Raw genomic sequence first — 11,591 nt, 5'->3', positions numbered from 1 at the left:
GGCTCAGGCCTGGTGCTTCAGGATGTAGTCGGCGGCGTCGCCGACCGTCTTGAGGTTCTTGACGTCCTCGTCCGGGATCTTCACGTCGAAGCGCTCTTCGGCGGCGACGACGACCTCGACCATGGACAGGGAGTCGACGTCGAGGTCGTCGGTGAACGACTTCTCGACGGCGACGTCCTCGGGGGGGATGCCGGCGATCTCGTTGACGATCTCCGCGAGGCCTTCGACGATTTCTTCCTGGGTGGCGGCCATGTGGCGCTCCTTCTCAGTAACTGGGTGTGAGGACCGGAATGCGCATCCCGGTCCTAGGGGAGGGTAACGACCGTCGCGGCGTAGACGAGTCCCGCCCCGAAGCCGATGACGAGCGCGGTGTCGCCGCTCTTCGCCGCTCCGGTCGCCAGGAGCCGCTCCATAGCGAGCGGGATCGAGGCGGCCGAGGTGTTGCCGGTGGTCTCCACGTCACGGGCGACCGTGACGTGCTCCGGCAGCTTCAGAGTCTTCACCATCGAGTCGATGATCCGCATGTTTGCCTGGTGCGGGATGAAGACGTCCAGGTCGTCCGCGGCGATTCCGGCGGCGTCCAGCGCCTGCTGGGCCACCTTGGCCATCTCGAAGACGGCCCAGCGGAAGACCGCCTGGCCCTCCTGCGTGATGGCCGGGAACTTCTCGCCGCCGTCCTTGCCGAGGTACTCGTCCCACGGCACGGTCTGCTTGATGGTGTCGGACTTGTCGCCCTCCGAACCCCACACCGTGGGGCCGATGGCCGGCTCGTCCGACGGACCGACGACGACGGCGCCGGCGCCGTCGCCGAACAGGAAGGCCGTCGCGCGGTCCTCCAAGTCGGTCAGGTCCGAGAGCCGCTCCACGCCGATGACGAGGACGTACTCCGCCGACCCCTCCACCACGAGACCCTTGGCCAGGGTCAGGCCGTAGCCGAAACCGGCGCAGCCGGCGGAGATGTCGAACGCGGCGGGCTTGCCCGCGCCGATCCGGTGGGCGATCTCGGTCGCGATCGCCGGGGTCTGCTTGAAGTGCGAGACCGTCGAGACGATCACGGCCCCGATCTGCTCGGGGGAGACACCGGCGTCGGCCAGGGCCTTGCCCGAGGCCTCCACCGACATCGCGGCGACGGTCTCCTGGGGCGAGGCCCAGTGCCGGGTCGCGATGCCGGAGCGGGAGCGGATCCACTCGTCGGACGAGTCGATCGTCTCCAGGATGACCTCGTTGGGCACCACGCGGGTCGGGCGGTAGCCGCCGACCCCGAGGATGCGGGCGTACGGGGAGCCCTTGGCCGGCTTGATCTTGGACATGCTGTGTGGGCTCCTTCTCTCAGACCGACTGCTCGGCGACGAGCGCCGCGGCCTTGTCGAGATCGTCCGGGGTCTTCAGCGCCACGCTCGGCACACCCTTGAGCGCGCGCTTGGCCAGACCCGTCAGCGTGCCGCCGGGGCACAGTTCGACGATCCCGGTGACGCCCAGCTCGGCGAACGTCTCCATGCACAGGTCCCAGCGGACCGGGTTGGCGACCTGGCCGACCAGGCGGGCGACGACGTCGGCGCCCTTGGTGACGACGAGGCCGTCCTTGTTCGACACGTACTTCAGCTCCGGGTCCGCCGGGGAGAGGGCCTCGGAGGCCTTCGCCAGCGTGGCGACCGCGGGAGTCATGTGGTGCGTGTGGAAGGCGCCCGCGACCTTGAGGGCGACGACCTTCATGGAGCCTTCGGGCTTCTCCGCCACCAGGGCGGCGATCTGCTCCGTGGTGCCGGCGGCCACGATCTGGCCCGCGCCGTTGATGTTGGCCGGGGTCAGACCCAGCTTCTCCAGATGGGCGAGGACCACGTCCTGGTCGCCGCCGAGGACCGCGGCCATGCCGGTCTCGGTGACGGCGGAGGCCTCGGCCATCGCCAGTCCGCGCGTGCGGACCAGCTGCAGCGCGTCCGTCTCGGACAGCACGCCCGCGTACGCGGCGGCGGTGATCTCGCCGACGCTGTGGCCCGCGACGGCGCCGAACGCCGTACGGGAGCCGAGCGCGGCGGCGGACAGCAGACCCGCGGCGACGAGCAGCGGCTGGGCCACGGCCGTGTCGCGGATCTCGTCGGCGTCGGCGTTCGTGCCGTAGTGGGCAAGGTCGAGCCCGATGGCGTCCGACCACGCGGCGACGCGGTCAGCGGCGCCGGGCAGGTCGAGCCAGGGAGTCAGGAAGCCGGGCGTCTGAGCGCCTTGGCCGGGAGCGACGAGTACGAGCACCCTCACACTCTCTCTTGTTTGAGGCCCCCGCCGCCCGTGGGGACAGGGACGAAGAACCGTCGGGGTAATTGTTGATGTCCGACAAAAGTCTAGGACTGAAGATCGCCGTCGGCCAGACGCCCGAGGATCAGGGCGATCCGCAGGGTGAACGCGGAACGGACATCGGAGGGTGACCAGCCGGTGACATCGGTCACACGTCGGAGCCGGTAGCGCACCGTGTTGGGGTGCACGAACAGCATCCGGGCCGCCCCTTCCAGGCTGCTCGCCTGCTCCAGGTAGACGCTCAGCGTCTCCAGCAGCGCCGACCCCGCCTCCTCCAGCGGTCTGTAGATCTCCTCCACCAACTGCTCGCGCGCAGCGGGATCGGAGGCGATCGCCCGCTCTGGAAGGAGATCGTCCGCCAGGACCGGGCGCGGGGCGTCCTGCCACGCCGTGCAGGCCTTCAGCCCGGCCGCCGCGGCCTGCGCGGACTTCGTCGCGTTCAGCAGGTCCGGCACCACCGGGCCGGCTACCACCGGTCCGGCCGCGAACGGGCCGATCAGGGACTTCGCGACCTGCATCGGGTTGTCGCTGCCGCCCGCGATGACGACCAGCCGGTCGCCGAGGACGCCGGTGAGGACCTGGAGCTTGTGGTGGCGGGCCGCGCGCCGGATCGCCTCGACGGTCAGCTCGCTGTCGCCCTCCGGAGCGGTACCGAGCACCACGCACACGTACTCGGGCGAGTTCCAGCCCAACGCCGCCGCCCGCGACAGCGCACCCTCGTCGGCCTCGCCGGACAGCACCGCGTTGACCACGAGGGACTCCAGTCGGGCGTCCCAGGCCCCGCGCGCCTCGGCGGCCTGCGCGTACACCTGGGCCGTCGCGAAGGCGATCTCCCGGGCGTACACCAGCAGCGCCTCGCGCAGGATCGACTCGTCGCCCGGGGCCGCCACCTCCTCGATCGCGGTCTCCATGACCTCGATCGTCGTGCGGACCATCTCGACGGTCTGGCGCAGCGTGATCGCCCGGGTCAGCTCGCGCGGAGCCGTCCCGAACACGTCGGTGGAGATCGCCTGAGTGGTCTCCGGGTGCCGGAACCACTCGGTGAACGCGGCGATGCCGGCCTGTGCGACCAGGCCGATCCACGACCGGTTCTCCGGGGGCATCGCCCGGTACCACGGCAGGGTCTCGTCCATCCGCGCGATCGCGTTGGCCGCGAGCCGGCCGGCGGACTTCTCCAGCCGCCGCAGGGTGGCGACGTGCGGGTGGGCGGGTACGGGATGCGCGGGATGGGTCGCGGGGGAATGCTCACGTTCGGGTTGAGGCACGTGACAAGACTGCCCTATCGGCGAGGCCGAGCGGAGTCCGGTCCCGCGCCGGGCCCGTGCCCGGGGGCTACGGTGGCCCCCATGATTGATGTACGTCGCGGCGCCGACCGGTACGAGGGCGGGGACGTGCCCGCCGGGATCACCACCCGGCACGCCTTCTCCTTCGGGTCCTTCTACGACCCGGACAATCTGCGCTTCGGCCCCGTCCTGGCCTGCAACGAGGAGACCCTCGCCCCGGGCGCCGGCTTCGACGAGCACCCGCACAGCCACACCGAGATCGTGACCTGGGTGGTCGAGGGCGAGCTCACCCACCAGGACACCACCGGCGAGAAGGGCCTGGTCGGGCCCGGGGACGTCCAGCGGCTCGGCGCCGGCTCCGGGGTCCGGCACGCGGAGCGCAACGACGGCGAGCGGCGGCTGCGCTTCGTACAGCTGTGGCTCGCGCCGCTCGCCGCGGGCGGCGCGCCCTCGTACGAGGTGGTCCGGGGCCTCGCCGACGGAACCCCGTACGCGGTCCCCGCGGCCGGAGCCGTCCTGCACGTCCGGCGGCCCGGCGCGGGCGAGCGGGTGGCCGTACCGGCGGCGGAGCGGGTCTACCTGCACGTGGTGCGCGGGGACCTGCGCCTGGACGGCGAGGAGCTGGGCCCCGGGGACTCGGTGCGGATCACGGCGGAGAAGGGCTTGGAGGTCACCGCCGGATCCCCGGGGGAACTGCTGATCCTGGAACTGCCGTAGCGGCCGGGCCCGGCGAGATCCGAAGGAGACGGGCCTAAGCGCGGGCAGCGGCGAGCTCGGCCAGGACCGCGTCGGTGAACGGGGGCCAGGCCGACACGGCCCACGGCCCGAAGGCGCGGTCGGTCAGCGCCACGCACGCGGCGCCCGCGTCCGGGTCCACCCACAGGAAGGTGCCGGACTGGCCGAAGTGCCCGAAGGTGCGGGGCGAGGACGCGGCGCCCGTCCAGTGCGGGGACTTCCCGTCGCGGATCTCCAGACCGAGGCCCCAGTCGTTGGGGGACTGGTGCCCGTAGCCCGGCAGGACGCCCTTGAGACCGGGGTGGACCACGGAGGTGGCCGCGGCGACCGTGCGGACGTCGAGCAGCCGGGGGGCCTGGAGCTCCGCCGCGAACCGCACGAGGTCGCGGACGGTGGACACGCCGTCCTTGGCTGGCGAGCCCTCCAGGGTGCTCGACGCCATGCCCAGCGGTGCGAAGACCGCCTCGTTCAGGTACTGCGCGAAGGGGATGCCGGTGGCCTTCGCGATGTGGTCGCCGAGGACCTCGAAGCCTGCGTTCGAGTACAGCCGGCGCTGCCCGGGCGGGGCCGTCGCGCGGTGCTCGTCGAAGGCCAGGCCGCTGGTGTGCGCGAGCAGGTGACGGACCGTCGAGCCCTCGGGCCCGGCCGGCTCGTCCAGCTCCACCGCCCCCTCCTCGTACGCGACGAGCGCGGCGTACGCGGTGAGCGGCTTGGTGACCGAGGCCAGGGGGAAGCGGTGGTCGAGGGGGCCGTGCGCCCCGGCCAGGCTCCCGTCGGCCCGGACGACGGCCGCCGCCGCGGCCGGCACCGGCCAGCTCTCGATGATCCGCAGGCTTTCCATGCTGTTCACGGCCTCCACGCTCTCCATGCGGCCGAGCCTACTTGCTTGGAGTGCACTCCAAGGTTTTAGCGTGGAGCCATGAGCCAGAGCCTGACGCAGACGCGGTACACGATCAGCGAGGTCGAGGCGCGGACCGGTCTGACCCAGCACACGCTGCGCTGGTACGAGCGGATCGGCCTGATGCCGCACGTGGACCGCTCGCACTCGGGCCAGCGCCGCTTCAGCGACAAGGACCTCGACTGGCTGGCCTTCGTGGGCAAACTGCGCGCCACCGGGATGTCGGTGGCGGACATGGTCCGGTACGCGGGGCTGGTGCGCGAGGGCGGGCACACGGTCGACGAGCGGCGCGAGCTGCTGGAGCGGACGCGGCGTGAGGTGCGGACGCGGATCACGGAGCTGACGGACGCGCTCGCGGTACTGGACTACAAGATCGACATGTATGCGGCGAAACCGGCCCCGCACCACGCGGCGCCGGCGGACTCCGCCCCGATGAACGCGACTCCGGTGAACGCGGTCGCGGGGAAGGTACGGCCATGACGGAACACGGCACCACCATCGACCGGGTCGCACTCGGCAAGGGGGGCCCGCAGGTCGGCGTCCAGGGCCTCGGCTGCATGGGCATGAGCGAGTTCTACGGCGACACCGACGAGGCGGCGGCCCGGGCGACGCTGGAAGCGGCGCTGGACGCCGGCGTCACCCTCATCGACACTGCGGACGTATACGGCCGGGGGCGCAACGAGGAGTTCCTCGCCCCGTTCGTGGCCGCGCACCGGGACGGGATCACCCTGGCGACCAAGTTCGCCATAGAGCGCACCGATGACCCGCACTACCGGGGCATCCGCAACGACCGTGCCTACGTGCGCCGGGCCGTCGAGGACAGCCTGCGCCGGCTCGGCGTGGACGTCATCGACCTGTACTACATGCACCGCCGCGACCCGGCCGTGCCGTTCGCCGAGTCCGTGGGCGCCATGGCGGAACTCGTGAGCGAGGGCAAGGTGCGCCACCTCGGTCTCAGCGAGGTCACCGGCGCGGAGCTGCGCGAGGCGCACGCCGTGCACCCGATCGCGGCGCTCCAGTCCGAGTGGTCGCTGTTCAGCCGGGACGTGGAGCGCAGCGCGGCCGGCGCGGCGGCCGAGCTGGGCGTGGCCTTCGTCCCCTACTCCCCGCTCGGGCGCGGGTTCCTCACCGGCGCGTTCGCCGACGCGGGCAAGGACCTGCCGGCGGGCGACTTCCGCGCGTACCAGCCGCGGTTCACCGGCGACAACGCGAAGGCCAACGCGGAGCTGCTGGACCCGGTCCGGGAGGTCGCCCGCGCCCACGGTGCCACCCCGGCGCAGATCGCCCTGGCCTGGGTGCAGCAGCGGGCGGCCGTGCACGGGCTGACCGTGGTGCCGATCCCGGGCACCCGCAGGCCGGAACGGCTCGCGGAGAACGCGGCGGCGACGCGGATCACCCTGACGGAGGCGGAGCTGGCCCTGCTGGAGCCGATCGCCGGCCGGGTCGCGGGGGACCGCTACCCGGACATGAGCTCCACCTCGGCGGCCCGCGAGGGCTGAGGGCCGGCGCGGCCGTGTCCCGTACCGGCGGGCCGTGTCCCGTACGGGGCGACCGCGGCCGCGGCCGCGGTCCGTACCGGGGCGACCGCGGCCCTACCGGGACTCGGCCGCGAACCGCTCCCGCAGCGCCGCGTACTCGGCGTCCGTCAGCAGGCCCGCGCCGTACAGCTCGCTCAGGTGGCGCAGCCGGTCGTCGCCGGACCCGGCCCGGGGCACCGAGGCGACCGGGGTGCGGCCGGGCAGCGCGGCGAGGACGGCCGCGGCGAACGGCAGGGACTCGTGCACGGCCCCGCAGCCCACGCCGAAGACGGCGGCGGCGAGGTCGTGGTCCGGGCGCGGGTCACCGGGGGCGTCCCGCAGGAGCAGCCGCAGGTGGCCGCCCGAGCCGCCGGGGGAGACCCACTCGACCCCGGCGAGGGCGGCCAGGGGGTACCGCTGGTCGCCCGCCTTCCACTTGGTGCCGGTGGCGCCCGTACGGGACCACTGGAAGGTCACCGCCGAACCGTCGAAGCCGACCCGCGCGTCGTACGCCTTCAGCTGGACCGGGGGCTGCGCCGCGCCGACCAGGAACTCCCCGGCGGGCTCGGCGGCGTCGGGGCCGAGCCGGGCGCGCAGGGCGTCGGCGAAGGCCTCGGCCCGCGCCGCCCGGTCACCGGGCAGCACCAGCCGGTAGGGGTCGCAGGACTCCCGCAGCTGCCCGTCGGCGGCCTCCATCAGCGGATCGGCGCCCGGCCGGGGGAGGGCGCGCAGAACCACCGTGTTCCGCTTCCCCGCGGTCACGGTCAGCCCCGACACCGCTTCGAGGGGGATTCGGCGCGAGCCGAGGGCATGCCAGAGTCTTGGTGTCCTGATCCCCCGTGCGAAGCGGATGAGCACCGAGCCCGAGTCGAACTCCCAGACGGCATGGTTTCCGGCCAGTACGTCACCCATGCGGCACATCGTAAAGGGCGGCGCCCCCGCGCGTCCCCCTCGGTGCGGAGTCCGTTTACCGGGGCTCTACGCGCGTCCGTCCCGCTCGGCTCCGGAAATATCGCTCCGGCACGCGTCGTCCCCGGTCCCGCAGACAATGGAATCGAACATACCGGTTCCGATCTTCGCGAAGTTCTCCACGGACCCCGTCCCTGGCGCGAAATAGCCGGTGTGGGTCCTGGCCCCGGCCGAGGACAGCAGCCGCGCGCCGAACTCCGGGGACACCGGATCGGCCCCGTGGCCCAGCCCGCCGAACTCCAGGTGCGGTACGTCCGCGATCCAGTCGTCCTCGTCGCGGGTGGCCCACACCCGGGCCGGGGTACGCAGCCCCTCGACGTTCTCCGCGCGCATCCCGGGGCTCCCCAGCACCACCACGTCGGTGACCCGGCGCGGCAGCGCGTGCGCGGCGACCCCGCACACCACCGAGCCGTAGCTGTGGCAGAACAGCGCCACGCTCGCGTTCCCGGGCAGCGCCGCGGCCAGCGAGTTGAGCCGGACGGCGCCGTCCACGGCCATCCGGCCGGTGGCGGCGTCCACGCCGACCCCGGTCGGCGCCGTGTAGCCGGCCCAGGCGATGACCGCGGTGCGGCTGCCGGGCGCGGTGGCGCGCTGGGTCTCGTACAGGGACTCGGCCATGCCGACGGGGGCGGTGAAGCGGCGCTGGGTGCGCTCGAAGGTGATCAGGTCGGTGTCGACACCCGGTACGACCACCGAGACCCGGCGGGCCCGGTCGAGGTCGCCGAAGACCTCGGCGACGCGGCCGCCGCCGGTGGGGTCGAAGGAGAGGATCTGCCGGCCGGACTCGGAGAGCGAGGCGAACCGGTGCGCGCGACGGGTGGCCGCGGCCCGGTCGGCCGGGGTCAGCGCCACGTCGTGGCTGCGGGCGTTCTCGACCTGCTCCGCCTGCGCGAGGCCGCGGAGGTTGGCCTGGTAGCGGACGGCGGTGGGCACCCCGCCGAGATTGCCGACCACGAGCGGGTACCCCTCGGCCAACCGGGTCCGCTGGGCGCGGTCCAGGCCCGTGAAGAAGCGGGCGACCGTCCGTACGGGTGCGTCCGCGGGCGGTACCGGGCGGCCGTCGATCCTGGCCTGCGCCCAGGCGGCGAGGGCCGCGGCCCGCAGGGGGGTGCCGCCCTCGGGGCGGTGGACGGTGGTCCAGCCCGTGGTCGCCAGCATGACGAAGACCACCGCCAGCGCGAGCAGGATGCGCAGTGCGGCGGGGCGCGGGTCGGCGCCTTGAGCGGCGGGGAGGGCGGGGCCGGGCAGTTTCACTGAGACCAGCGTAGGAGAACCCCCGGGGCTACGGCCTGCGGGGTGACGGGATTCACGGCCGACCGTGGGCATGGACGCGGGCGGGCGGGGCAAGTGCTGTGGCCGGGCCGGGTCAGGCCCCGGCGCGGTCAGGCACCGGCGCGGCCAGTCAGGTCAGGTCCGGGCCACGGGCGGTGCGGTCCGCCAGTCCGCCGCCAGGGCCGGGCCGATCTGGTCGAGGTACGCCTCGGTCATCCGCCGGATCGCGGCCACGCTGGTGTCCTCGCCCTGACCCCACAGCCGCCCGGTCACCCGCATCACACCGGAGAACGCGGCGACGGCGACCCGCGGCCGGGGGTCGCCGTCCACGTCGAGGCCCTCGCGCTCGGCGATCAGCCGGGAGATCCGTTCCTCCAGCTCGGTGGAGCGGCGCAGGTGCACGGCGAGCAGGGCCGGGGTGGACTCGATCAGCCGGTAGCTGCGCATGTAGAGCTCGACGGGGACCACGTCGGAGAGGGCCTCCTCGACCGTGTCCCAGGCGGCGAGCACGGCGGCCCGCATCGCCCGCAGCGGCCCCTCGGTGGCCGGTCGGGCGCGGAGTTCGGCCACGAAGTGCGACTCGACCAGGTCCTGGACCGCGAAGACGGCCTCCTCCTTGTTGGCGAAGTACCGGAAGAAGGTGCGCTGGGAGACGTCCACGGCGTCGGCGATCTCGTCGACGGTCGTCTGCTCGTACCCCTGGGCGATGAAGAGCAGCAGCGCGGCGCGCAGCAGCGCGTCCCGGGTGCGCCGCTTCTTGCGTTCGCGCAGCCCGGCCGCCGGGGCGGCCGGAGCCGGCCGCTCGTCGGTCATCACCGAGGTTCCCTCCCGCTGCTGTCTGAGGTGGATCTGACGCTGAGTGAGCGGTCAGGGTACCTGTGACCGACGCGACAGTTACCGTCTGGTTAAGCCGTCTGTGAAGTGTCAGTCGCTGTCACTAGCCTGGTCGCATGACTAGTCAGATCACCGTCGACGACCAGGTGCCCGCCAAGGAACCAGGATCGGCGCCGGCCCCCACCGGGCTGCGCGGCCACCCCTGGCTGACCCTCTTCGCCGTCGCGATCGGCGTCATGATGGTCACCCTGGACGGCACGATCGTCGCCGTCGCCAACCCCGCGATCCAGAGGGACCTCGGCGCCTCGCTCGCCGAGGTGCAGTGGATCACCAACGGCTACCTCCTCGCCCTCGCGGTCTCCCTGATCACCGCGGGCAAGCTCGGCGACCGCTTCGGCCACCGCCAGACGTTCCTCATCGGCATCGCCGGCTTCGCGGTCTCCTCCGCCGCCATCGGCCTGTCCACCGGCGTGGAGCTGGTCATCGGCTTCCGTGTCGCCCAGGGCCTCTTCGGGGCCCTGCTGATGCCCGCCGCGCTCGGCCTGCTGCGCGCCACGTTCCCCGCCGAGAAGCTGAACATGGCCATCGGCATCTGGGGCATGGTCATCGGCGCCTCGACCGCCGCCGGCCCCATCGTCGGCGGCCTGCTCGTCGAGCACGTCAGCTGGCAGTCCGTCTTCTTCATCAACGTGCCCGTCGGCATCGTCGCCCTGCTCTTCGGCCTGTTCATCCTGGTCGACCACCGGGCCGCGAAGGCCCCGCGCTCCTTCGACGTCCTCGGCATCCTGCTGCTGTCCGGCGCGATGTTCTCCCTCATCTGGGCCCTGATCAAGGCCGCCGAGTGGGGCTGGGGCGACTACAAGACCCTGCTCTTCCTCGCCGCCGCGGTACTCGGCTTCGTGCTCTTCACCTTCTGGGAGGGCAGGGTCCGCGAACCGCTCATCCCGCTGGGCATGTTCCGCTCGCTGCCGCTGTCCGCGGGCACCGTGCTGATGGTGCTGATGGCGTTCGCCTTCATGGGCGGCCTGTTCTTCGTCACCTTCTACCTGCAGAACGTGCACGGCATGAGCCCGGTCGACAGCGGTCTGCACCTGCTCCCGCTCACCGGCATGATGATCATCGGTTCGCCGCTGGCGGGCATCGCCATCACCAAGGTCGGACCGCGCGTCCCGCTCGTCGCCGGCATGGTCGCCACCGCCGCCGCCTGCTTCGGGATGGCCCAGCTCACCCCCGGCACCGGCACCGCGGTCATGTCCCTCTGGTTCGCGCTGCTCGGATTCGGCCTCGCGCCCGTCATGGTCGGAGCCACCGAGGTCATCGTCGGCAACGCCCCGCTGGAGCTGTCCGGAGTGGCCGGCGGCCTCCAGCAGGCCGCCATGCAGGTCGGCGGCAGCCTCGGCACCGCCGTCCTCGGAGCGGTCATGGCCAGCACGGTCGGCAACTCGTTCGGGGACAACTGGCGGGCCGCGGAACTGCCCCCGCTCACCCCCGAGCAGATGGAACTCGCCGAGCGCGGCATCCAGGTCGGCATCGCCCCCGTACCGCCCGGCGCCCCCGAGGCCGTCGCGCAGGCGATCACCAAGGTCGCGCACGACACGTTCGTGGACGGCATGGGGACGGCCTTCACCGTCGCCGGGGTCGTCGCGGTCCTCGCCGCCGTCGTGGCCTGCTTCACCAAGCGCGGCGAGAACGCCCCCGAGGGGGCGGGCGCGGCCCACATCTGACGGCCGCCCCGACGGCCCCCGCGGACGTCAACCCCGTAGGCACGACAGCCCCGCCGGAGGTGCCCGGCGG

Annotated in this window: 12 protein-coding genes; 4 read left to right on the top strand and 8 right to left on the bottom strand. The window is 72.9% G+C overall.

Translation table 11 applies throughout. The annotated features are described in order from the left end of the window. Positions 1-3 precede the first annotated feature (3 nt). The 4 genes from OTB16_RS04010 to OTB16_RS03995 all read right to left on the bottom strand — a co-directional run bounded on the left by OTB16_RS04010 (position 4) and on the right by OTB16_RS03995 (position 3,554). Positions 4-252, bottom strand: a complete 249-nt coding sequence (locus OTB16_RS04010) for an acyl carrier protein (protein ID WP_267718456.1) — start codon at positions 250-252, stop codon at positions 4-6. A 53-nt stretch (positions 253-305) separates the two neighbouring features. Then, entirely contained in the window at positions 306-1,310 is a 1,005-nt protein-coding gene (locus OTB16_RS04005; protein ID WP_267718455.1) for a ketoacyl-ACP synthase III, read from the bottom strand. 19 nt (positions 1,311-1,329) lie between these two features. Next, complete coding sequence (locus OTB16_RS04000) at positions 1,330-2,247, bottom strand: ACP S-malonyltransferase (protein WP_267718454.1); 918 nt, start codon at positions 2,245-2,247, stop codon at positions 1,330-1,332. An 89-nt stretch (positions 2,248-2,336) separates the two neighbouring features. After that, on the bottom strand, positions 2,337-3,554 hold the full coding sequence (locus tag OTB16_RS03995; RefSeq protein ID WP_267718453.1) for a PucR family transcriptional regulator: 1,218 nt from the start codon (positions 3,552-3,554) through the stop codon (positions 2,337-2,339). Positions 3,555-3,635: 81 nt separating this feature from the next. On the opposite strand from OTB16_RS03995, the gene OTB16_RS03990 reads away from it, so the two are divergent. After that, on the top strand, positions 3,636-4,289 hold the full coding sequence (locus OTB16_RS03990; protein WP_267718452.1) for a pirin family protein: 654 nt from the start codon (positions 3,636-3,638) through the stop codon (positions 4,287-4,289). A 34-nt stretch (positions 4,290-4,323) separates the two neighbouring features. On the opposite strand, the gene OTB16_RS03985 is transcribed toward OTB16_RS03990, so the two are convergent. Beyond that, entirely contained in the window at positions 4,324-5,148 is an 825-nt protein-coding gene (locus OTB16_RS03985; RefSeq protein ID WP_267718788.1) for a serine hydrolase domain-containing protein, read from the bottom strand. A gap of 78 nt (positions 5,149-5,226) precedes the next feature. Between OTB16_RS03985 and OTB16_RS03980 the strand changes: the two genes are divergently transcribed. Next, positions 5,227-5,685 (top strand): MerR family transcriptional regulator, encoded by a 459-nt coding sequence (locus OTB16_RS03980; RefSeq protein WP_267718451.1) that lies wholly within the window; start codon positions 5,227-5,229, stop codon positions 5,683-5,685. Beyond that, complete coding sequence (locus OTB16_RS03975) at positions 5,682-6,704, top strand: aldo/keto reductase (RefSeq protein ID WP_267718450.1); 1,023 nt, start codon at positions 5,682-5,684, stop codon at positions 6,702-6,704. The genes OTB16_RS03980 and OTB16_RS03975 overlap by 4 nt, the downstream gene beginning before the upstream one ends. Positions 6,705-6,797: 93 nt before the next feature. Here the strand turns inward: OTB16_RS03975 and OTB16_RS03970 are convergent, their stop codons facing one another. From OTB16_RS03970 to OTB16_RS03960, 3 genes are all read right to left on the bottom strand, one after another. Further along, on the bottom strand, positions 6,798-7,634 hold the full coding sequence (locus tag OTB16_RS03970; RefSeq protein ID WP_267718449.1) for a DUF4429 domain-containing protein: 837 nt from the start codon (positions 7,632-7,634) through the stop codon (positions 6,798-6,800). Positions 7,635-7,700: 66 nt separating this feature from the next. Next, complete coding sequence (locus OTB16_RS03965) at positions 7,701-8,849, bottom strand: alpha/beta hydrolase (protein ID WP_324290773.1); 1,149 nt, start codon at positions 8,847-8,849, stop codon at positions 7,701-7,703. Positions 8,850-9,098: 249 nt separating this feature from the next. Then, complete coding sequence (locus OTB16_RS03960; protein ID WP_267718448.1) at positions 9,099-9,776, bottom strand: TetR family transcriptional regulator; 678 nt, start codon at positions 9,774-9,776, stop codon at positions 9,099-9,101. Positions 9,777-9,913: 137 nt separating this feature from the next. Here OTB16_RS03960 and OTB16_RS03955 point away from each other — a divergent pair, with 137 nt between their 5' ends. Further along, positions 9,914-11,521 carry an MFS transporter gene (locus OTB16_RS03955; RefSeq protein ID WP_267718447.1) on the top strand — a complete coding sequence of 536 codons (1,608 nt, stop codon included), beginning with the start codon at positions 9,914-9,916 and terminating at the stop codon, positions 11,519-11,521. Positions 11,522-11,591 lie beyond the last annotated feature (70 nt).

The organism is Streptomyces antarcticus, assembly GCF_026627255.1.
GTDB lineage: Bacteria > Actinomycetota > Actinomycetes > Streptomycetales > Streptomycetaceae > Streptomyces > Streptomyces antarcticus.
The sequence above is the reverse complement of the archived record's forward strand: the minus strand, read 5'-3'. Positions and strand labels throughout refer to the sequence as shown.